This window comes from Pseudomonas sp. AP3_22 TE3818, assembly GCF_053628995.1.
This window is the reverse complement of record NZ_JBRJHL010000001.1, coordinates 5,149,471-5,170,587: the sequence shown is the minus strand read 5'-3', so window position 1 is coordinate 5,170,587 and position 21,117 is coordinate 5,149,471. Positions and strand designations below refer to the sequence as shown.

At 60.5% G+C, this 21,117-nt stretch carries 19 protein-coding genes; 14 read left to right on the top strand and 5 right to left on the bottom strand.

The window, feature by feature from the left end; translation table 11 throughout:
• Window positions 1–11: 11 nt before the first annotated feature.
• From AB7M25_RS23630 to ccoM, 3 genes are all read left to right on the top strand, one after another.
• Entirely contained in the window at window positions 12–353 is a 342-nt protein-coding gene (locus AB7M25_RS23630; RefSeq protein ID WP_429387228.1) for an aspartate-semialdehyde dehydrogenase, read from the top strand.
• 100 nt (window positions 354–453) lie between these two features.
• The gene (locus AB7M25_RS23625; protein ID WP_086776977.1) at window positions 454–615 is read left to right on the top strand and encodes a hypothetical protein; all 162 of its coding nucleotides are present in this window, start codon (window positions 454–456) and stop codon (window positions 613–615) included.
• Between the two features lie 145 nt (window positions 616–760).
• On the top strand, window positions 761–871 hold the full coding sequence (gene ccoM / locus AB7M25_RS23620; RefSeq protein ID WP_007976669.1) for a cytochrome c oxidase subunit CcoM: 111 nt from the start codon (window positions 761–763) through the stop codon (window positions 869–871).
• A 271-nt stretch (window positions 872–1,142) separates the two neighbouring features.
• On the opposite strand, the gene AB7M25_RS23615 is transcribed toward ccoM, so the two are convergent.
• Complete coding sequence (locus AB7M25_RS23615) at window positions 1,143–2,618, bottom strand: inorganic phosphate transporter (protein ID WP_429387225.1); 1,476 nt, start codon at window positions 2,616–2,618, stop codon at window positions 1,143–1,145.
• A gap of 377 nt (window positions 2,619–2,995) precedes the next feature.
• Entirely contained in the window at window positions 2,996–3,196 is a 201-nt protein-coding gene (locus AB7M25_RS23610) for a hypothetical protein (protein WP_007976673.1), read from the bottom strand.
• A gap of 688 nt (window positions 3,197–3,884) precedes the next feature.
• Here AB7M25_RS23610 and pcaR point away from each other — a divergent pair.
• From pcaR to pcaC, 11 genes are all read left to right on the top strand, one after another.
• A complete protein-coding gene (pcaR, locus tag AB7M25_RS23605; RefSeq protein ID WP_007986334.1) occupies window positions 3,885–4,727 on the top strand; it encodes a pca regulon transcriptional regulator PcaR in 843 nt (280 codons plus the stop codon).
• Window positions 4,728–4,851: 124 nt separating this feature from the next.
• A complete protein-coding gene (locus AB7M25_RS23600) occupies window positions 4,852–6,198 on the top strand; it encodes an aromatic acid/H+ symport family MFS transporter (protein WP_454238062.1) in 1,347 nt (448 codons plus the stop codon).
• A 218-nt stretch (window positions 6,199–6,416) separates the two neighbouring features.
• A complete protein-coding gene (locus AB7M25_RS23595) occupies window positions 6,417–7,274 on the top strand; it encodes a CoA transferase subunit A (RefSeq protein WP_020798340.1) in 858 nt (285 codons plus the stop codon).
• Window positions 7,274–8,053, top strand: a complete 780-nt coding sequence (locus tag AB7M25_RS23590) for a CoA-transferase subunit beta (protein ID WP_429391115.1) — start codon at window positions 7,274–7,276, stop codon at window positions 8,051–8,053. Before AB7M25_RS23595 ends, AB7M25_RS23590 begins: the two co-directional genes overlap by 1 nt.
• Complete coding sequence (pcaF, locus tag AB7M25_RS23585; RefSeq protein WP_454238061.1) at window positions 8,050–9,255, top strand: 3-oxoadipyl-CoA thiolase; 1,206 nt, start codon at window positions 8,050–8,052, stop codon at window positions 9,253–9,255. The genes AB7M25_RS23590 and pcaF overlap by 4 nt, the downstream gene beginning before the upstream one ends.
• Before the next feature lie 37 nt (window positions 9,256–9,292).
• Window positions 9,293–9,997, top strand: a complete 705-nt coding sequence (gene pcaH, locus AB7M25_RS23580; RefSeq protein ID WP_007976686.1) for a protocatechuate 3,4-dioxygenase subunit beta — start codon at window positions 9,293–9,295, stop codon at window positions 9,995–9,997.
• A 1-nt stretch (window position 9,998) separates the two neighbouring features.
• Window positions 9,999–10,565 (top strand): protocatechuate 3,4-dioxygenase subunit alpha, encoded by a 567-nt coding sequence (gene pcaG / locus AB7M25_RS23575; RefSeq protein ID WP_454238060.1) that lies wholly within the window; start codon window positions 9,999–10,001, stop codon window positions 10,563–10,565.
• Window positions 10,566–10,768: 203 nt separating this feature from the next.
• Complete coding sequence (locus AB7M25_RS23570) at window positions 10,769–12,073, top strand: MFS family transporter (RefSeq protein WP_104450604.1); 1,305 nt, start codon at window positions 10,769–10,771, stop codon at window positions 12,071–12,073.
• Between the two features lie 45 nt (window positions 12,074–12,118).
• Window positions 12,119–13,483, top strand: coding sequence for a 3-carboxy-cis,cis-muconate cycloisomerase (locus AB7M25_RS23565; RefSeq protein ID WP_454238059.1), 1,365 nt, complete (start codon window positions 12,119–12,121; stop codon window positions 13,481–13,483).
• 12 nt (window positions 13,484–13,495) lie between these two features.
• A complete protein-coding gene (gene pcaD / locus AB7M25_RS23560; RefSeq protein ID WP_429387213.1) occupies window positions 13,496–14,287 on the top strand; it encodes a 3-oxoadipate enol-lactonase in 792 nt (263 codons plus the stop codon).
• 10 nt (window positions 14,288–14,297) lie between these two features.
• Window positions 14,298–14,690, top strand: coding sequence for a 4-carboxymuconolactone decarboxylase (pcaC, locus tag AB7M25_RS23555; RefSeq protein ID WP_454238058.1), 393 nt, complete (start codon window positions 14,298–14,300; stop codon window positions 14,688–14,690).
• A 105-nt stretch (window positions 14,691–14,795) separates the two neighbouring features.
• On the opposite strand, the gene AB7M25_RS23550 is transcribed toward pcaC, so the two are convergent.
• The 3 genes from AB7M25_RS23550 to emhB all read right to left on the bottom strand — a co-directional run bounded on the left by AB7M25_RS23550 (window position 14,796) and on the right by emhB (window position 21,114).
• Window positions 14,796–16,055: an OprD family porin gene (locus AB7M25_RS23550; RefSeq protein WP_429516961.1), complete on the bottom strand. Its 1,260-nt coding sequence runs from the start codon at window positions 16,053–16,055 to the stop codon at window positions 14,796–14,798.
• Between the two features lie 437 nt (window positions 16,056–16,492).
• The gene (emhC, locus tag AB7M25_RS23545) at window positions 16,493–17,953 is read right to left on the bottom strand and encodes an efflux RND transporter outer membrane subunit EmhC (protein ID WP_429516962.1); all 1,461 of its coding nucleotides are present in this window, start codon (window positions 17,951–17,953) and stop codon (window positions 16,493–16,495) included.
• Window positions 17,953–21,114: an efflux RND transporter permease subunit EmhB gene (gene emhB, locus AB7M25_RS23540; RefSeq protein ID WP_454238057.1), complete on the bottom strand. Its 3,162-nt coding sequence runs from the start codon at window positions 21,112–21,114 to the stop codon at window positions 17,953–17,955. Before emhB ends, emhC begins: the two co-directional genes overlap by 1 nt.
• Window positions 21,115–21,117: the final 3 nt, after the last annotated feature.

Below are 21,117 nucleotides of genomic sequence, written 5' to 3'. Positions count from 1 at the left end.
GACTGAAAACCATGCTGCCACCGATGCTCCCCTTGAGTGCCGTGCCGATCACTTCACAGACTGATCCGATCCGCCAGCGCCCGGATATTCCACCGGTGGTGCCGGTGCAGGAAAGCTCCAGTGAAAGCACCATCGACCTGCAAAAGCGCAATCCTGAAGAGGACGGGCTGTTGCTGCGCGAGGAACAGCGCCGCAGGCAGGAGCAGCAACGGCGTCGCCACGAGGCTGATAATGATCCCGAGGCGCACCTGGCGATTCCCGGGGATGAACTCAATGCCGACAACACCGTGCCGGTGGCGCCGCTGATGGAGGATCAGCCACGACAGGGGCTGTGGGTCGACATCGAGATTTGAGCACACGGCTGGTCAGCACGGCCGTCAGGCCGCATTATTGGCGCAGGGTTGCCGAACGCTACGGCGGCTGAAACTCATTTCAAGCGATGCACTGACTGCCATGAGCCAAGACGACAAACTGATTGACCTCAACGCTGAACGCGCCAAGCGTGTTCATGACCTCAATGACAAACGGCTCAATGAAGTTCGCCAGGCGTTCGAACAAGCCATGCCGTTGGGCAAGGTGAAGAAAAAGCCGAAAAACAAACCGAAAAAACGCTGACCCTCCCCCCGCATTCATTGATGCGGGTCAAACTTTCCCCTTCCTCTTGCCCCGTCTCGGGCGACATTGATCCCGGTCAATATTCTCTCCTGCCCGTTTGGTTAACTTAACCCTATCGCAACAGGGCAAGTGCAGGAGACGCGTCATGTTTTTCGACAACGTGGTGATCGCCGGAGTGCTGACTGTCAGCCTCATGTTTGTGTTTTTTGCAGGATTCGGACTTTTTATCTGGAAGGATTCGCACAAGCGGAAATAACCGTAGTTCTTTCTGGATGTAATGAGCACGCAAGGCATTTTGGGCAACTTCGGTTGCCCTTTTTTTTGCCTGTAAAACTCTATCGATACACGCAAACCCTGTGGGAGCGAGCTTGCTCGCGATGAGGCCATAACATTCAGCATCTATATTGACTGCAAGGCCGCTATCGCGAGCAAGCTCGCTCCCACAATGATTTGTGGTGTGGCGACAATTATGGCAATAAAAAAGGCGCGTTCCATGCGGAGCGCGCCTTTTTTGGTTTGGCTGCTTGTCAGCTGCCAAGCGCCTTCGAAGCGAGCCAGAACAACCCGGCCGACAGGGCCACGGTGGCTGGCAGGGTCAATACCCAGGCCAGCAGGATGGTTCTGACGGTGCCGCCTTGCAGGCCGCTTTTATTGGCAACCATGGTGCCCGCCACGCCCGAGGACAGCACGTGGGTGGTGGAAACCGGCAGGCTGAAGATGTTCGCCATGCCGATCAGGCTGGCGGTGGTGATCTGCGCCGACATACCTTGAGAGTAAGTCATGCCTTGTTTGCCGATCTTCTCGCCAATGGTCAGTACCACGCGTTTCCAGCCAACCATGGTGCCCAGGCCCAGGGCCAGTGCAACCGCCAGAATCACCCAGAACGGAGCGTATTCAGTGGTCGTCGTCAGGTCTTTGCGCAGCTTGTCCAGGTCGGCCTTTTCACGGGCGCCGAGGGTTGGCAATTTGCTGACTTTCTTCGCCGTGTCGTCCAGGCAGAGCAGATAACGACGTACTTCGATGCGGCTTTCCGACGGCAGCGAGTGGTAGTCGGCTACACCCTTGAGGGTACCGAGCAGGGCGGCAATGGTCGGCTCGGTCTGTTGCGGGTTGCAACGGAATTTCTCCGGCAGATCGCCTTCCACGCTCTTGCCCAGGGCCAGGAAATCGCCCAGGGTTTCCGAGTTGCGCTGGTAGAACTGGCTCAGGTGCAGCGTGGCGTCGCGGGTGCGCTCGATCTGATAGGTCGTGCTGTTCAGGTCGAGGACGAACTGCGCCGGCACGATACCGATCAGGACCAGCATGATCAGGCCGATACCCTTCTGGCCATCGTTGGAGCCGTGCACGAAACTCACGGCCATGGCCGAAATCACCAGTACCAGGCGATTCCAGAACGGCGGATGCTTCTTGTCGTCGATCTTGCGGCGCTGTTCCGGCGTCTTGTGCATCTTCGACAGCGGACGCCACCATTTAAGGCCGATCAGGATCAGCGCAGCGATCAGGAAACCGGCCATTGGCGAGAACACCAGGGAGGCACCGATATCGATCGCTTTCTGCCAGTTCACGCCGTCAGCCAGCGGAATATCGTTGATCAGGGCGTTGGCCAGGCCGACACCGAGGATCGAACCGATCAGCGTGTGGGAACTGGAAGCCGGAATACCGAAGTACCAGGTGCCCAGGTTCCAGGTAATGGCGGCGGCGAGCAACGAGAACACCATGGCCAGTCCGTGACCGGTGTTCACATTGATCAGCAGTTCTACCGGCAGCAAGTGGACGATGGCATACGCCACGCCGACCCCGCCCAGCAGCACGCCGAGGAAGTTGAACACCCCGGAGAAAAACACCGCCAGGTGAGGCGGCATGGCTTTGGTGTAGATAACGGTGGCCACCGCGTTAGCGGTGTCATGAAAGCCGTTGATGAACTCGAAGGCGAGGACAAAGGCCAGGGCGAGCAAGAGGCTCACAAGCACCCAAGCATCCAGTCCGCTGAATAAATCGATCATGAAGGTTTTCTGACCCGGTCATAAGGGGGCGCGATTATGCCAGAAAAGACTGCTAATCAATGCACTAGCTGCTCATCGGTAACATTCTTCAACGAATTTTTTTGCCGCAACACCCAAAGCCCAAGGGTTTTGCTGTGTTTTTTAACTTATTGATTTTGCTTGAAAAGATCGCTGCGGCGAGGGATTCGTACCGCTGAAGGATGAGGGCGAATGCCTGTACGAAATATCTGAGAAATACGTCAGATATCAAAATCTGCCTTCATCCGGGGGAGGGCAGTGGCCGCTGCCCGCTTGTAGCGGGCGCGCAAGGCGACCTCCATGCATCCCGCTTTTAACAGGTGCAGAGGCAGGTCCTTGTAAGGATCAGGCCGAAGCAGTCATGGCTCTTCGGCTTTGAGTTCCTTTTCCATTTTTTCAAGTTCTTGCTGGAAAACCTGATCCTGAACGGTGGCGCGTTTACGCCAGGGTTTGCGTTCCGGTTCGGGTTGAGCGGCGTAAGTGGTGACTTCTCCGCCGTAAACTTCCTTGTAGCGTTGTTCCTGGCGCTCTAGTTCCGCGCGCAGTTCGTCTTTCGTCACAGTGCTACCTGATTGAGTTGGGATAAATTCTGGTGAAAACGCGCTGCATCAAATCGATTGATCACGTTCGTCGAAAGGGCAATGCCCGCCAAGGCATCGTTTTGGCAACAACCGGGATCAATACTTCCATGTCACAGGCGGCCACGGCACCAGAGATAAACAGCTGACGTAGCTTCAGTTTCCTGTTTCAGCAAGCGCACTGGCAAGGCAGTGCAATGCAGATCTGGCGCTTGCAATGGGCAACGGAGATGGAACATCGCATTGCCGGGTAGCAGGTCCGGCAAGTAAAAAAACCGGAGTGCTACTGAATTGTATTATAGCGACCTATTTGAAGAACACTATCTCCAAAGAGTTAAAAGCGGGTCTTGTAGGGGCCGTTTTGTTGTGCGGAACTTTACGCTCCACTAGAACGTCGACTGATCCCTGATTGCTGCGATGCCTTTCTGACGCCATTAAGTCGAACAAGTTACGGTATTTAGAATGCCTTATTAAGGCCTGGATCGATCAGCTGTAAACGAGTTCGTGATTCAGCAAAAAACCGGACATCAGCGGACTGGCTGATTGACACGGCTGATTGCGATTATCGGTCGAGCGTTCGATAATCGCCCGGAGTTGACGGGCCGGGCTTGAGCGTCAGGCGGTAGCCCTTTGTAATAGTCGCTGATCCGAGTGGGTAAAAGGACCTTGTATGAACGATCAAATGCGTAATTCCTTCGCTTCAGTGGCTCCCCCCATCGTTGCTTCACCGGCCAAACGGATCCAGGCACTGACCGGCGACCCGGATTTCATGACGTCCCTGGCCCGTGGCCTGGCCGTGGTGCAGGCGTTCCAGGAGCGCAAACGGCACCTGACCATCGCCCAGATCAGCCACCGCACGGAAATTCCCCGCGCCGCCGTGCGCCGTTGCCTGCACACCCTGATCAAACTCGGCTACGCCACCACCGACGGCCGCACCTATTCGTTGCTGCCCAAAGTGCTGACCCTCGGCCATGCCTATGTGTCATCAACGCCGCTGGCGGTTTCCGCCCAGCCTTACCTGGACCGCATGAGCGAGCAGCTGCACGAGGCCTGCAACATGGCCACGCTGGAAGGTGATGACATTCTGTACATCGCCCGCTCCGCGACCACCCAGCGCCTGATTTCGGTGGACCTGTCGGTGGGTGGGCGCCTGCCGGCCTATTGCACGTCGATGGGACGGATCCTGCTGGCCGCGCTGGATGACACGTCGCTGGGCGAATACCTGGATCACGCCGAACTGCAGGCCAAGACGAGTCGCACGATTCACACCCCCGAAGCATTGCTCGAATGCCTGCAGGAGGTGCGACAGCAAGGCTGGTGCATCGTCGACCAGGAACTCGAGCAGGGGCTGCGCTCGATTGCCGTCCCGGTGTACGACGCCTCCGGCCAGGTGGTCGCGGCCCTCAATGTCAGCACCCACGCCGGGCGAGTCAGTCGCAACGAGCTGGAACAACGCTTCCTGCCCGGCCTGCTGAGTGCCAGCCGCGACCTCAGTACCCAATTGTTCACCTAAGCTGTTCGATAAACGCACAGAGTCGCGTTTGGCGAATTGACGCTGTTTCCTGTGGATCATTAATGTCGCGTCTGCGTCAGCCCCGGCTGGCCCCTTTTCGACTGTGATCCATGGAATAAAAATAATGAACCAGCCCCAGTCTGCTGTAGGAAACTGCCTTGACGTGCAGTCCTTCATCAATGCTCAACCTATTTCGCGCTACCAGTGGCGGGTAGTCATCCTGTGTTTCCTGATTGTCTTTCTCGACGGCCTCGATACCGCGGCCATGGGGTTCATTGCGCCGGCTCTGTCGCAGGATTGGGGAATCGATCGCGCCAGCCTCGGGTCGGTGATGAGCGCGGCTCTGATCGGCATGGTCTTTGGTGCACTGGGCTCCGGGCCATTGGCTGACCGCTTTGGGCGAAAAGTCGTACTGGTCGGAGCGGTGTTGTTGTTCGGTGCCTTCAGCCTGGCTTCGGCCTACAGCACCAACGTCGAGCAATTGCTGGTGTTGCGCTTTTTAACCGGGTTGGGCCTGGGCGCCGGCATGCCGAACGCCACGACCCTGCTGTCGGAGTACACCCCGGAGCGCAAGAAGTCCCTGCTGGTGACCAGCATGTTCTGCGGTTTCAACCTAGGCATGGCCGGCGGCGGATTTATCTCGGCCAAGCTCATTCCGGCCTTTGGCTGGCACAGCCTGCTGCTGATCGGCGGAGTCCTGCCGCTGATCCTCGCCGTCGTTTTGCTGTTCTGGCTGCCGGAGTCGGCGCGTTACCTGGTGGTGCGTAACCGCGGTACGGACAAAGTGCGCAAGGCACTGGCGCCGATTGACCCGACGGTGGTGGCCCAGGCGTCCAGTTTCAGCGTGCCGGAACAGAAGACCGTGAAGGCGCGCAATGTGTTTGCGGTGATCTTCTCCGGCACCTACAGCGTCGGCACCTTGTTGCTGTGGCTGACCTACTTCATGGGCCTGGTGATCGTCTACCTGCTGACCAGCTGGCTGCCGACGCTGATGCGTGACAGTGGCGCGAGCATGGAACAGGCCGCCTTCATCGGCGCGCTGTTCCAGTTCGGTGGCGTGTTGAGTGCGGTGGGCGTGGGCTGGGCGATGGACCGGTTCAATCCGCACAAGGTCATCGGCACTTTCTACCTGCTGGCCGGGGTGTTTGCCTACGCGGTGGGGCAGAGCCTGGGCAACATCACAATACTGGCGACGCTGGTGCTGGTGGCGGGGATGTGTGTCAACGGTGCGCAATCGGCGATGCCGTCGCTGGCGGCACGGTTTTACCCGACTCAGGGGCGGGCCACCGGAGTGTCGTGGATGCTCGGGATCGGCCGCTTCGGCGCCATCCTCGGGGCGTGGATGGGCGCGACGCTGCTGGGGCTGGGCTGGAACTTCGAGCAAGTGCTGACGGCGCTGGTGATTCCGGCGGCGCTGGCGACCGCGGCCGTTGTGATCAAGGGCATGGTCAGTCATGCGGATGCGACCTGAGTTCAGGCTTCGGAACCTTCACTAGGTCTGATGGCCTCTTCGCGGGCAAGCCCGCTTTTGGGGATCGGTAGTTAGGCAACAATGTGTTCGATAATCGAACGGTTAGTCGATTATCGGATTGTTTGGCGTATATCCCAGGCTTAACCTTCAGTCATTCCGGCGCTGCGCATCGGCGCCTTCTTCCACTGTCGGTTAACAACAAACGGGAGCCTGCCCCAATGGCTGAAATTCTTTCGCTGCACGACGCGGTGAAGCAATTCGTGAACGACGGCGATACGGTCGCGCTCGAAGGCTTCACCCATCTGATCCCGACGGCTGCGGGTCACGAAATCATTCGCCAGGGCAAGAAAGACCTGACCCTGGTGCGGATGACCCCTGACCTGATCTACGACCAGTTGATCGGTGCCGGTTGTGCCCGCAAGCTGATTTTCTCCTGGGGCGGCAACCCGGGTGTCGGCTCCCTGCATCGCCTGCGTGACGCCGTCGAGAAGCAGTGGCCGCACCCGCTGGAAATCGAAGAGCATAGCCACGCCGACCTGGCCAATGCCTACGTCGCCGGCGCTTCCGGCCTGCCGTTCGCGGTGCTGCGAGCCTACGCCGGTTCCGACCTGCCGAAGGTCAACCCGCTCATCAAGTCCGTTACCTGCCCGTTCACCGGCGAAGTGCTCGCCGCCGTGCCTTCGGTGCGTCCGGACATCACCGTGATCCATGCGCAGAAAGCCGACCGTAAAGGCAACGTACTGCTCTGGGGCATTCTCGGCGTGCAGAAAGAAGCCGCACTGGCCGCCAAGCGCTGCATCGTCACCGTCGAGGAAATCGTCGACGACCTCAATGCACCGATGAACTCTTGCGTGCTGCCGACCTGGGCCTTGAGCGCGGTCTGCCACGTCCCTGGCGGCGCGCATCCGTCCTACGCCCACGGTTACAACGAACGCGACAACCGCTTCTATCAAGCCTGGGACCCGATTGCCCGCGACCGTGAAACCTTCACCGCGTGGATCAACGAATACATCCACGGCAGCGCTGACTTCAGCGAGTTCCAGGCCAAACTGGCCGCCGCTTCGGAGGCGAAGTAATGACTTACACCACCAATGAAATGATGACCGTCGCCGCCGCTCGCCGCCTGAAGAACGGTTCTGTGTGCTTCGTGGGCATCGGCCTGCCGTCGAAAGCGGCCAACCTGGCGCGCCTGACGTCTTCGCCTGATGTGGTGTTGATCTACGAGTCGGGTCCGATCGGTGCCAAGCCGAGCGTATTGCCACTGTCGATCGGTGACGGTGAATTGGCGGAAACAGCCGACACCGTGGTCCCGACCGGCGAGATTTTCCGCTACTGGCTGCAGGGCGGACGCATCGACGTCGGCTTCCTCGGGGCGGCGCAGGTTGACCGCTTCGGCAACATCAACACCACCGTGGTCGGCGATTACCACGCGCCGAAAGTGCGTCTTCCGGGCGCCGGTGGCGCGCCGGAGATTGCCGGTTCCGCCAAGAGCGTGTTGATTATCCTCAAGCAGTCGGCGCGCTCCTTTGTCGACAAACTCGACTTCATTACCTCGGTCGGCCACGGCGAGGGCGGCGATTCGCGCAAACGTCTCGGCCTGCCTGGCGCCGGTCCGGTCGGCATCATTACTGACCTGTGCATCATGGAGCCGGAAGCCGGCACCCATGAGTTCGTCGTCACTGCCTTGCACCCGGGCGTGACCCGCGAGCAAGTGGTTGCTGCCACCGGTTGGGCAATTCGCTTTGCCGACCATGTCGAGCAAACCGCCGAGCCGACTGAAGTCGAACTGACCGCGCTGCGCGATCTCGAAGCCCGTACCGCAGCGGCACACGGCCAAGCCCCCGGAGAAGCGTGATGCGTGACGTTTATATCTGCGACGCGATTCGTACCCCCATCGGCCGTTTCGGCGGCGGTCTGTCGACGGTGCGTGCCGACGACCTGGCCGCCGTGCCGATCAAGGCCTTGATGGAACGCAACCCGTCGGTGGACTGGAGTGCCGTGGACGAGGTGTTCCTCGGCTGCGCCAACCAGGCCGGCGAAGACAACCGCAACGTCGCGCGCATGGCGCTGCTGTTGGCGGGGCTGCCGGAAAGCATTCCCGGCGTGACCCTCAACCGCCTCTGCGCTTCGGGCATGGATGCCATCGGCACCGCGTTCCGCGCCATCGCCAGCGGCGAGATGGAGCTGGCGATTGCCGGCGGCGTCGAGTCGATGTCCCGTGCGCCGTTCGTGATGGGCAAGGCAGACGCTGCGTTCTCGCGCAACATGAAACTTGAAGACACCACCATCGGCTGGCGCTTCATCAACCCGTTGATGAAAGCCCAATACGGTGTGGATGCGATGCCGCAGACCGGTGATAACGTGGCCGACGATTACAAAGTCTCCCGCGAAGATCAGGACGCCTTTGCCCTGCGCAGCCAGCAGCGCACCGCCGTCGCGCAAGCTGCCGGGTTCTTCGCCGAAGAAATCGTCGAAGTGCGCATTGCCCACAAGAAAGGCGAAACCGTGGTCAGCCAGGACGAACATCCTCGCGCCGACACCACCCTGGAAGCCCTGGCCAAACTGAAACCGGTCAACGGCCCGGACAAGACCGTCACCGCCGGTAATGCGTCGGGTGTAAACGACGGTGCAGCCGCATTGATCCTGGCCTCGGCCGAAGCCGTGAAGAAACACGGCCTGACCGCTCGCGCCAAAGTGCTGGGCATGGCCAGCGCCGGTGTTGCACCGCGGGTGATGGGCATCGGCCCGGTGCCGGCGGTGCGCAAACTGACCGAGCGCCTCGGCGTGGCAGTCAGCGATTTCGATGTGATCGAACTCAACGAAGCCTTCGCCAGCCAGGGCTTGGCGGTGCTGCGTGAACTGGGGATCGCCGACGACGCGGCCCAGGTCAACCCGAACGGTGGTGCGATTGCCCTGGGCCATCCGTTGGGCATGAGCGGTGCGCGTCTGGTGCTGACGGCGTTGCATCAGCTGGAAAAGACCGGTGGCAAGAAAGGTCTGGCGACCATGTGCGTCGGTGTCGGCCAAGGTCTGGCTTTGGCAATCGAACGGGTCTGACACACCCTGTCGGCTAATAAGAACTGAGGAAAGAGTAATGACTGACAAGCCTGGTTACCGTCGCCCGCAGGAGGGTACTCAGCCGGAGTACCTGCACCCGACCTATCAATCCACCAACCTGCGCTCGCCGTCCAAGCCGTTGGTGTTTCTACCCCATTCGTTGTCGGAAATCACCGGGCCAACCGTCGGCGCCGAGCGCGTCAACGAGAAGGACAATGACCTCACCGCTCAGCACGAAGGTCAGCCACAGGGCGAGCGCATCATCATTCACGGCCGCGTGCTGGACGAAAACGGTCTGCCGGTTCCGGGGATTCTGGTGGAGATCTGGCAGGCCAACGCCGCCGGTCGCTATGCCCATGCCCGTGACCTGCACGACGCGCCGCTGGACCCGAACTTCACCGGCACCGGCCGTACCGTGACTGACGCCGATGGCTGGTACCAGTTCCAGACCATCAAGCCCGGTGCGTATCCGTGGGGCAACCACCACAACGCCTGGCGCCCGGCGCACATCCATTTCTCGCTGTTCGGGCCGAGCATCCTGACGCGTCTGGTGACGCAAATGTATTTCCCGGGCGACCCGCTGCTGGCGTACGACCCGATCTACAACTGCGTGCCCGATACCCGCGCCAAAGAGCGCTTGATCGCCTCGTTCGATCTGGAAAAAACCATCCCGTCCTATGCCCTCGGTTATCGCTGGGACATCGTTTTGCGCGGCCGCGACGCCACGCCGATGGAGAAATAAGATGACGCTGACTGCGACCACGTCCCACACCGTCGGGCCGTACTACCACATCGGCCTGACCTGGCTGAACCGCGAAGACCTGACCGTCGAACAAACCCTGGGCGAGCGTGTGGCGATCACCGGGCAAGTGCTCGACGGCAATGGCGACATCGTCAACGACGCGATGCTGGAAGTCTGGCAGGCCAACGCCGCCGGTAAGTATGACCATCCGGAGGACGACCAGGAAAAACCCCTGGACCCGAATTTCGAAGGCTTTGGCCGGGTGCCGGTGGATGCCGAAGGGCGCTTCCGGTTCACCACCATCAAGCCGGGAACGGTCGAGGGACTCAAAGGCACGACTCAGGCACCGCACCTGGTGGTACTGGTGTTTGCCCGTGGTCTGGTGAAGCACCTGCTGACACGGATCTACTTTGAGGATGAGGCGGCCAACGTCAACGATCCGTTGCTGGAATGTGTGCCGGCCGAGCGTCGCGGTACCTTGTTGGCGAAAAAGGACGCGTCAGGTGTGTACCAGTGGAATGTGATTCTGCAGGGCACTGATGCGGAGACGGTGTTCTTCGATTATTAAGTGAACACCGAAATCCCTGTAGGAGCTGGCTTGCCAGCGATGGTCGTTAACGATTACGCGGATTGACTGGTTAACCGGGTCGCTTTTGCGTCTTTCGCTGGCAAGCCAGCTCCTACAGGGGATCTACGTCGCTGATGCATCTGTGGAACGGGACTGTTGCAAAGTATGTCTAGACTCTCACTGTCCCCATTGAGTGAAAAACAATGACAACGACCACCGCTACACAACCGCTATACACCGGTGAGGAGCGCAGCAAGCGGATCTTCGCCATTGTCGGTGCCTCGTCCGGCAACCTGGTCGAATGGTTCGACTTTTATGTCTACGCCTTCAGTGCGCTCTATTTCGCGCCGGCCTTTTTCCCCTCCGACAACCCCACGGTGCAGTTGGTCAATACCGCGGGCGTGTTTGCCGCCGGGTTCCTGATGCGACCGATCGGTGGCTGGATTTTCGGTCGGTTGGCAGACAAGCACGGGCGCAAGAATTCGATGTTGATCTCGATTCTGATGATGTGTTTCGGCTCGTTGCTTATCGCTTGCCTGCCGACCTACAGCAGCATCGGGATCTGGGCGCCAATCCTGTTGCTGTTTGCGCGTTTGCTCCAGGGCCTGTCGGTAGGTGGCGAGTACGGCACCACCGCCACCTACATGAGTGAAGTCGCCCTCAAGGGGCAGCGCGGTTTCTTCGCATCGTTCCAGTACGTGACGCTGATTGGCGGGCAACTGCTGGCGGTATTGGTGGTGGTGATCCTGCAACAGTTCCTCAGTGAAGAGGAGTTGCGTGCCTACGGTTGGCGGATTCCCTTCGTGGTTGGTGCGATGGCGGCGTTGGTTTCGCTGTATCTGCGTCGTTCGTTGAAAGAAACCTCCAGCAAGGAAATGCGCGAAAACAAGGACGCGGGCAGCATCAGCGCGTTATTTCGCGACCATAAGGCTGCGTTCATCACCGTGCTTGGCTACACCGCCGGTGGCTCGTTGATTTTCTACACCTTCACCACCTACATGCAGAAGTACCTGGTGAACACCGCCGGCATGCCGGCCAAGACCGCCAGCTACATCATGACCGGCGCGCTGTTCCTCTACATGTGCATGCAACCGGTTTTCGGCATGCTCGCCGACAAGATCGGGCGGCGTAACTCGATGCTCTGGTTCGGCGCCCTCGGCACGCTGTGCACCGTGCCGATCCTGTTGAGCCTGAAAAGTGTCAGCAGTCCGTTCCTGGCCTTCGTGCTGATTACCCTGGCGCTGGCAATCGTCAGTTTCTACACCTCCATCAGCGGCCTGGTGAAAGCCGAGATGTTTCCGCCGGAAGTGCGTGCATTGGGTGTCGGCCTGGCGTATGCGGTGGCGAATGCGATCTTCGGCGGTTCGGCTGAGTATGTGGCCTTGAGCCTCAAGGCCGTGGGCATGGAAAACTCCTTCTACTGGTACGTGACGGTGATGATGGCGATAGCCTTCCTGTTCAGCCTGCGTCTGCCGAAACAGGCCGCGTATCTGCATCACGATCTTTGATCTTCGCGCGCGGGTCGCAAAGGCCCGCGCCTTCAGGAACTGTTTATGAACCAGCGACCGGGCAATCAATTGTTCGATGCCTATTTCACTGCCCGCGATATGCGTGAGGTGTTCTGCGATCAGGGGCGGGTCCAGGCCATGCTCGATTTCGAAGCGGCATTGGCCCGGGCCGAAGCGCGGGTCGGGTTGATTCCGACGAGTGCTGTCGCGCCGATTCAAGCGGCTTGCAGCGCCGGGCTTTACGACTTTGCGGCGTTGGGCGAGGCGATTGCCACGGCGGGTAATTCAGCCATTCCGCTGGTCAAGGCGTTGGGCAAACAGATCGCTGCGCAGAATGCCGAGGCCGAGCGTTACGTGCATCTGGGCGCGACCAGCCAGGATGTGATGGACAGCGGCCTGGTGCTGCAATTGCGTCGTGCGCTGGCGCTGATCGAAAGCGATCTGGCGCAACTTGGGCAAACCCTTGCGACGCAGGCCGAACGATATGTGGCTACGCCATTGGCCGGACGCACCTGGTTGCAGCATGCGACGCCGGTCACCCTGGGCATGAAAATCGCCGGTTGGCTGGGGGCGGTGACGCGCAGTCGGCAGCGTCTGGCCGAACTCAAACCGCGTTTGCTGGTGCTGCAATTCGGTGGTGCGTCCGGCACCCTCGCGGCACTTGGCGAGCAGGCCATGCCGATTGCCCAGGCGCTGGCCGAAGAGCTGCAACTGAGCTTGCCCGAGCAACCGTGGCACACCCAGCGCGATCGTGTGGTGGAGTTCGGCGCGGTGCTCGGGTTGATCGCCGGCAGTCTCGGCAAGCTGGGTCGTGACGTCAGCCTGCTGATGCAAACCGAAGCCGCCGAAGTGTTCGAACCTTCGGCGCCGGGCAAGGGCGGTTCCTCGACCATGCCGCACAAGCGCAATCCGGTGGGCGCGGCGGTATTGATCGGCGCGGCGACGCGTGTACCCGGTTTGCTCTCGACGCTGTTCAGCGCCATGCCCCAGGAACACGAGCGCAGTCTCGGCCTGTGGCATGCCGAGTGGGAAACCCTGCCGGAGATTTGCTGCCTGGTGTCGGGCAGCCTGCAGCAAGCGTTGCTGATCGCCCAGGGACTGGAAGTGGATGCCGGGCGCATGGCGCACAACCTCGACCTGACCCAGGGCCTGGTGCTCGCCGAAGCGGTGAGCATCGTCCTCGCCCAACGGGTCGGCCGCGATACCGCACACCATCTGCTCGAACGCTGCTGCAAACGCGCGGTGGCCGAACAACGTCACCTGCGTGCGGTGCTCGGCGACGAACTGCAAGTGACCGCCGAACTGTCGGCGGCTGAACTCGATCATCTGCTGGACCCTGCCCATTACCTCGGCCAGGCCCAAACCTGGGTCGAGCGGGCGGTGGCCGAACATTCTGCATTGACTGCCTGAAGGAGAATTGCTGTGGCTTTTGTACAACTCGCCGAGGGCGAACTGCATTATCAACTGGATGGACCGGTCGATGCGCCGGTGCTGGTGCTGTCCAACTCTTTGGGCACCGACCTGCACATGTGGGACGCGCAAATCCCGGCGTTCGCCAAACATTTTCGTGTGTTGCGTTTTGACACTCGCGGCCATGGCCAGTCATTGGTGACACCGGGGCCTTACAGCATCGAGCAACTGGGCCACGACGTGCTCGCTTTGCTGGATGCCTTGCACATCGAGCGCGCGCATTTCTGCGGCTTGTCCATGGGCGGGTTGATTGGCCAGTGGCTGGGGATCAATGCCGGCGAGCGCCTGAACAAGCTGATCGTGTGCAACACCGCGGCGAAAATCGGCGATCCGTCCGTGTGGAACCCGCGTATCGAAATGGTCCTGCGTGATGGTCAGGCGGCCATGGTTGCCTTGCGCGATGCCTCGATTGCCCGCTGGTTCACTCCGGACTTCTCTGCCGCCAACCCGGCGGCGGCCAAGCAGATTACCGACATGCTCGCGGCCACTTCACCCGAAGGCTATGCGGCCAATTGCGCGGCGGTGCGTGATGCCGATTTCCGCGAGCGGTTGTCCTCGATCAAGGCGCCGTTGCTGGTGATTGCCGGGACCGAAGACGCGGTGACGCCGCCATCCGGTGGGCATTTCATTCAGGAGCATGTGCGCGGGGCCGAGTACGCCGAGTTCTACGCCGCGCATTTGTCCAACGTCCAGGCAGGCGATGCGTTCAGCGAGCGCGTGCTGGCGTTTCTGTCGGCTGATTGAGGGGATTTTCGTGGACGAAAAACAACGTTATGACGAGGGCCTGAAGGTCCGTCGCGCGGTCCTTGGAGACGCGCATGTCGACCGCAGCCTGACGACCCTGACCGAGTTCAACTCGGAGTTTCAGGAGATGATCACCCGCCACGCCTGGGGCGACATCTGGACCCGTCCGGGCCTGCCGCGCCATACCCGCAGCCTGATCACCATCGCCATGCTGATCGGCATGAACCGCGAGGGCGAGCTCAAACTGCACCTGCGCGCCGCCGCCAACAACGGCGTGAGCCGTGGCGAGATCAAGGAAGTGATCATGCAGAGCGCCATCTACTGCGGCATTCCGGCGGCCAATGCGACCTTCCACCTGGCCGAAGCGGTGTGGGATGAGTTGGGGGTCGAGTCGCGGGAATAGAATGATCGCATGACACCTGTAGGAGCCGGCTTGCCGGCGAAGGGGCCTCTGGATGATGCGTTGTTTTCGAGGACGCCTTCGCTGGCAAGCCAGCTCCTACAGGGTTTACAGCAAACTGATCGGATAGCTGATGATCAACCGGTTCTCGTCGAACTCGTTATTGCTGTAATCCCGGCGCATGGTCGAGTTGCGCCATTTCAGGTTCAGGTCCTTCAGCGCACCGCTCTGCACGGTGTAGCCCAGTTCCGATTCACGCCCCCATTCCTTGCCGTCGGTGATGTTGCCGGTGTGCACATTGTCGCCGCTGATGTAGCGGTTCATCAGGGTCAGGCCCGGTACGCCAAGGGCGACGAAGTTGTAGTCGTGGCGTACCTGCCAGGATTTCTCCCGGGCATTGTCGTAGCTGGAGTTGTAGCTGTCGTTGGCCAGGGTGCCGCCGCTGGTGCCGTTGACCCGCATCCAGGCGCTGTCGCCGGTGAGTTTCTGCAGGCCGACGTAGAAGGTGTTGCCGCCGTATTTGGCCGAGAACAAACCGTACAGGGTTTTGTTGTCCAGCTCACCGGCCCGGGCGCTGCCGTCATCCTTGCCGTAGAAGAAACCCAGGTTGGCGCCCAGGGTCCAGTCGCCGACGGGCTGGCTGTGGATCAGGTTGACGAATTGCTGGCTGTAGATGTCCTTGAGCTCGGCGTTCCACAGACCTATCTGAGTGCGCTTGTCATTGAACACGTACTCGCCGCCCTCGAAGTTGAAACGATCGGAGGTGAACGCGGCTTTGCCGGTCATCGACATGTCGCTCATGCTGCTGTCGTCGCGCGGGCTGTTCTGACGGAACTGGCCGCCGTAGAGCGTCAAACCATCGATTTCCTTCGAGGTGATCTGGCCGCCACGGAAGGTTTGCGGCAGCGAACGACCGTCGTCGGAGCGCAGGATCGGCAGTACCGGCATCCATTCCCCAACCTTGACTTCGGTCTGTGACAGCTTCGCTTTGAACGCCACGTTGGTGCGGCCGAAGTTGTCTGCAGGGCGGCCGTCATGGTCCAGCGGCAGCAGTTGCGTACCGCCGGTGCCTTTGCCGCCGTCGAGCTTCACCGAATACAAACCCAGCACATCCATGCCGAAGCCGACAGTGCCCTGGGTGAACCCGGACTTGGCGTCGAGGATGAAACTTTGCGTCCACTCTTCAGCCTTGCCTTGAGCCTTGGTCGGGTTGGTGAAGTTGCGATTGATGTAGAAGTTGCGCAGGTTCAGGTTGACCTTGGCGCCCTCGACAAAGCCCGACTCCTCGGCGCTGGCGGGCAGGGCCGCGCAGGCCAGGGCAATGGCGATCAGGCTGGGAACGAAGTACGGCGCGGGAGAAGGCGTCATGGGCTCAGGTCTCTCTAATTCTTGGGGATGAAACGGGGTGATGCCGCAACCCGGGGGTTGCAGACGAACAGTCAAAATCATGAAAAACGAAGCGGATCAGCCGGAGGGGGCAGGGCGCGGGGGCATGGTGTCGAACCTGTTGTTATTGGTTTTGTGGTTCGGATGGTGCGTGGAATGTACTGGATGGTTCAATCGTAAAAAGCGGGTTCTGGGCGGTTATCGAACATTAGATTGACTGTGATTTTTGTGCTGTTTTTGCGCGCCTCATCGCTGGCAAGCCAGCTCCCACAGTGTCCGTGTCGTACACAAAATTTGTGGATCACAGTGACCCTGTGGGAGCGGGCTTGCTCGCGAAGAGGCCATGCCTGACTACACATCTTTTCCCGCAGCCAACAAAAAGCCCACCAATCGGTGGGCTTCGTGTTTTCAGAGCACTATCAGAAATACTTCATCTTCGGCGCTTGTTCCTTCAACGGCTCGTTCTTCGCCGTCTGTTCGTTCCAGCCACCACCCAGTGCCTTGTACAGGTTGACCTGACTGATCAGCTGCGCCAGGCGATCGGTAATCAGATTCTGTTCGGAGTTGAACAGCTGACGCTGGGCATCGAGGAACGTCAGGTTGCTGTCGACACCGATGCGATAACGACGCTCGGCCAGGCGGTAGTAGTCCTGGTTGGCGCTGACCAGATTACGCTGTGCCTGTACCTGATCGGTGTAGGTCCCGCGTGCGGCCAGGCCGTCGGCGACTTCCTGGAAGGCCGTTTGAATGGACTTCTCGTAGTTCGCCACACCAATGTCTTTCTGGATCTTCGAGTAATCCAGGCTGGCGCGCAGGCTGCCGGCGTTGAAGATCGGCAGGTTGATCTGCGGCTGGAACAGCCAGGTACCCGAACCGCCCTTGAACAGGCCGGACAGGTCCGGGCTCAGGGTCCCTGCGTTGGCGGTCAGGCTGATGCTCGGGAAGAACGCTGCCCGCGCCGCGCCGATGTTGGCGTTGGCCGCCTTGAGGTTGTGCTCGGCCTGGAGGATGTCCGGACGACGTTGCAGCAAGTCTGATGGCAGGCCGGCCGGTACTTCGGCCAACAGATCGTCGTTCAACGGTTTGGCCGCTGGCAGGTTGGCTGGGACACCGGCACCCAACAGCAGTACCAGGCTGTTTTCATCCTGGGCGACCTGGCGGGTGTAACGGGCCAGTTGCGCACGGGCGTTTTCTACCGAGGTCCGCGACTGCGCCAGGTCCAGGGCCGAGGCGACCCCCACTTCGTTGCTGCGCGCGGTGAGCTTGTAGCTCTCCTCGAACGCGGCGAGGGTGTCCTGGGTGACTTTCAGCAGTTCCTTGTCGGCCTGCCAGGTCAGGTAGGCGTTGGCGACGCTGGCCACCAGGCTGAGTTGCGTGCTGCGCCGGCCTTCTTCGGTGGCGAAGTACTTCTGCAACGCTTCCTCGTTCAGGCTGCGAACCCGACCGAACAGGTCGAGTTCGTAGGCGTTGACGCCAACCGTTGCCGAGTAGGAACTGGTGATGCCGGCTTCGCCGGTCTGCGAGGCGTTAGCCGGAAGGCGCTGACGGCTGCCGGTGCCGTTGGCCGATACAGCCGGGAACAGGTCGGCGCGGGAGATGCGGTACTGAGCCGCAAAGGCGTCGATGTTCAGGGCCGCGACACGCAGGTCACGGTTGTTTTCCAGGGCAACCTGGATCAGCTGTTGCAGCGCCGGGTCATGGAAAAACTGCTTCCAGCCCTGCTCGGCTGCCGCTTGCGCCGGTGCCTGGGCCGGCGAATATGCCGGGCCCTGCGGGTATTGCCCCGCCACCGGTGCTTCGGGCTGCTGATAATCAGGTATCAGCGAGCAGCCACCGAGCACGAAGGCGGCGACTGCCAGGGAGAGTAGCGACTTGCTCATTAGCCAGCCTCTTTAGGAGTTTCAGTAGCGTCATCCGGGTTGGCAATCTTACGCTGGCCAAGGGACGACACGGTGACGAAGAACAGCGGGACCCAGAAGATCGCCAGCACAGTGGCCGTGATCATACCGCCGATCACGCCGGTACCGATTGCATGCTGGCTACCCGAACCTGCGCCCGTGGATATCGCCAGTGGTACCACACCCAGAACGAAGGCGAGGGAGGTCATGATGATCGGTCGCAGACGCATGCGGCAGGCTTCGATTGCCGCGTCGCGCAGGCTACGCCCCTGTTCGTGCAGTTCCTTGGCAAATTCGACAATCAGAATGGCGTTTTTCGCCGCCAGACCGATAGTCGTCAACAGGCCTACCTGGAAATACACGTCGTTGGACAAACCGCGCAGGCTGGTGGCCATCAGTGCACCGATGATCCCCAGCGGTACCACCAACATCACCGCGATCGGAATCGACCAGCTTTCATACAACGCCGCCAGGCACAGGAACACCATCAGCAGCGACAGGGCGTACAGCGCCGGCGCTTGCGAACCGGACAGACGTTCTTCGTACGACAGGCCGGTCCAGGAAATACCGACACCGGCCGGCAGTTTCTTGGCAATGGCTTCGACTTCGAGCATGGCTTCACCGGTGGAGTAACCCGGTGCCGGGGCGCCGAGGATTTCCATCGCTTCCACGCCGTTGTAACGGGCCAGTTTCGGCGAACCGTAGATCCACTCGCCCTTGGCGAATGCCGAGAACGGCACCATGGTTCCCTGGGCGTTGCGCACGTACCACTTCTGCAAGTCTTCGGGGCCCATTCGAGAGCCTGGCTGGCCTTGCACGTAAACCTTCTTCACCCGACCACGGTCGATGAAGTCGTTGACGTAGCTGCTGCCCAGGGCAATCGACAGGGTGTTGTTGATGTCGGCGATGGTAATGCCCAGGGCACTGGCCTTCTCGTCATCGATTTCCAGTTGGTATTGCGGTTCGTCGTTCAGGCCGTTCGGACGCACCTGAGAGAGGATCTTGCTTTGTGCGGCCATGCCCAGGAACTGGTTGCGCGCTTCCATCAGTTTTTCGTGGCCGATACCGGCGCGGTCCTGCAGGAACACGTCGAAACCGGTGGCGTTACCCAACTCCAGTACCGCCGGTGGTGCAAAGGCGAACACCATGGCATCGCGGAAGGTGAAGAAGTGCTGCTGGGCACGGGCCGCCACCTTGAACACGTTGTTGTCGGCGTTACGTTCGTCCCACGGACGCAGCATGATGAACGCCATGCCCGAACTCTGGCCACGACCGGCGAAGTTGAAACCGGTCACGGTAAACACCGAGTTCACCGCATCGCCTTCGCCGCCATCCTTGCCCGGGCGCAGCAGGAATTCACGCATTTCATCCACGACCACCTGGGTACGCTGGGCTGTGGAGCCGGCCGGGGTTTGCACCTGGGCAAACAGTACACCCTGGTCTTCTTCCGGCAGGAACGCCGTCGGAATGCGGGTGAACAGCCAGATCATGCCCACCACGATCAGCAGATACGCCAGCAGATACGGGATCTTGCGCTGCAGGATATTGCCGACACCACGTTCGTAGCCGCGAACGCCGCGGTCGAAATTGCGGTTGAACCAGCCAAAGAAACCACGCTTGGGTACGCCGTGCTCGCCTTTCGGAATCGGCTTGAGCATGGTGGCGCAAAGCGCCGGAGTGAAGATCAGCGCAACCAGTACCGACAGGGCCATGGCCGAGACGATGGTGATCGAGAACTGCTTGTAGATCACACCGGTGGAACCGCTGAAGAACGCCATTGGCAGCAGAACCGCCGACAACACCAGGGCGATACCGACCAGTGCGCCCTGGATCTGGCCCATGGACTTCTTGGTGGCTTCCTTCGGTGACAGGCCTTCTTCGCTCATCACCCGTTCGACGTTTTCCACCACGACGATGGCGTCGTCCACCAGCAAGCCGATGGCCAGTACCATACCGAACATGGTCAGGGTGTTGATGCTGAAACCGGCGGCCGCGAGGATCCCGAATGTACCGAGCAATACCACCGGCACGGTCATCGTGGTGATCACGGTGGCGCGGAAGTTTTGCAGGAACAGGAACATCACCAGGAACACCAGCGCGATCGCTTCGACCAGGGTGTGAACCACACCTTTGATCGACTCGGTCACCACCGGCGTGGTGTCGTACGGGAACACCACTTCCATTCCTTGCGGGAAGAACGGCTTGAGGCTGTCGATGGTCGTGCGCAGGGCCTTGGCGGTATCGAGCGCGTTGGCACCGGTGGCCAGTTTCACCGCCAGGCCGGAAGCCGGGGCGCCGTTGAACTGGGCGTTGATGCTGTAGTTCTCGCCACCCAGGCCGACTTCGGCAACATCTTTGAGGCGAACCTGGGAGCCGTCCTTGTTGACCTTGAGCAGGATCTTGTCGAATTGCTCCGCGGTCTGCAGGCGGGTCTTGCCGATGATCGTCGCGTTCAACTGGGTGCCGGGCAGGGCAGGCAGGCCGCCGAGCTGACCGGACGACACCTGGACGTTTTGCGCCGCGATGGCGGTCTTGACGTCGATCGGGGTCAGGTTGTAGTTGTTCAACTTGGCCGGGTCGAGCCAGATACGCATGGCGTACTGCGAACCGAACACCTGGAAGTCGCCGACACCCGCGGTCCGCGAGATCGGATCTTGCATGTTCGACACGATGTAGTTGGACAAGTCGTCCTTGGTCATGCTGCCGTCACGCGACACCACGCCGATCACCAGCAGGAAGTTCTTCACCGCCTTGGTGACGCGGATACCTTGCTGTTGCACTTCCTGCGGCAGCAGCGGGGTGGCCAGGTTCAACTTGTTCTGCACCTGAACCTGCGCGGTGTCGGAGTTGGTGCCTTGCTCGAAGGTCGCGGTAATGGTCATGGTGCCGTCGGAGTTACTTTCCGACGAGACATAACGCAGGTTGTCGATACCGTTGAGCTGTTGCTCGATCACCTGAACCACGGTGTCCTGTACCGTTTGTGCCGAAGCACCCGGGTAGGTCACGGAAATGGCGATCGCCGGAGGCGCAATGCTCGGGTACTGGTTGATCGGCAACCGCAGGATCGATAGTGCCCCGACCAACATGATCACCAGGGCAATCACCCAGGCGAAAATCGGACGGTCGATAAAAAATCTCGACATGGT

What these genes read in the sequence shown, in the direction of transcription:
- AB7M25_RS23630 (WP_429387228.1), top strand. Translation starts at nt 12, where the DNA reads ATGCTGCCACCGATGCTCCCCTTGAGTGCCGTGCCGATCACTTCACAG.
- AB7M25_RS23625 (WP_086776977.1), top strand. Translation starts at nt 454, where the DNA reads ATGAGCCAAGACGACAAACTGATTGACCTCAACGCTGAACGCGCCAAG.
- ccoM (WP_007976669.1), top strand. Translation starts at nt 761, where the DNA reads ATGTTTTTCGACAACGTGGTGATCGCCGGAGTGCTGACTGTCAGCCTC.
- AB7M25_RS23615 (WP_429387225.1), bottom strand. Translation starts at nt 2,618, where the DNA reads ATGATCGATTTATTCAGCGGACTGGATGCTTGGGTGCTTGTGAGCCTC.
- pcaR (WP_007986334.1), top strand. Translation starts at nt 3,885, where the DNA reads ATGAACGATCAAATGCGTAATTCCTTCGCTTCAGTGGCTCCCCCCATC.
- AB7M25_RS23600 (WP_454238062.1), top strand. Translation starts at nt 4,852, where the DNA reads ATGAACCAGCCCCAGTCTGCTGTAGGAAACTGCCTTGACGTGCAGTCC.
- AB7M25_RS23595 (WP_020798340.1), top strand. Translation starts at nt 6,417, where the DNA reads ATGGCTGAAATTCTTTCGCTGCACGACGCGGTGAAGCAATTCGTGAAC.
- AB7M25_RS23590 (WP_429391115.1), top strand. Translation starts at nt 7,274, where the DNA reads ATGACTTACACCACCAATGAAATGATGACCGTCGCCGCCGCTCGCCGC.
- pcaH (WP_007976686.1), top strand. Translation starts at nt 9,293, where the DNA reads ATGACTGACAAGCCTGGTTACCGTCGCCCGCAGGAGGGTACTCAGCCG.
- pcaG (WP_454238060.1), top strand. Translation starts at nt 9,999, where the DNA reads ATGACGCTGACTGCGACCACGTCCCACACCGTCGGGCCGTACTACCAC.
- AB7M25_RS23570 (WP_104450604.1), top strand. Translation starts at nt 10,769, where the DNA reads ATGACAACGACCACCGCTACACAACCGCTATACACCGGTGAGGAGCGC.
- AB7M25_RS23565 (WP_454238059.1), top strand. Translation starts at nt 12,119, where the DNA reads ATGAACCAGCGACCGGGCAATCAATTGTTCGATGCCTATTTCACTGCC.
- AB7M25_RS23550 (WP_429516961.1), bottom strand. Translation starts at nt 16,055, where the DNA reads ATGACGCCTTCTCCCGCGCCGTACTTCGTTCCCAGCCTGATCGCCATT.
- emhC (WP_429516962.1), bottom strand. Translation starts at nt 17,953, where the DNA reads ATGAGCAAGTCGCTACTCTCCCTGGCAGTCGCCGCCTTCGTGCTCGGT.
- emhB (WP_454238057.1), bottom strand. Translation starts at nt 21,114, where the DNA reads ATGTCGAGATTTTTTATCGACCGTCCGATTTTCGCCTGGGTGATTGCC.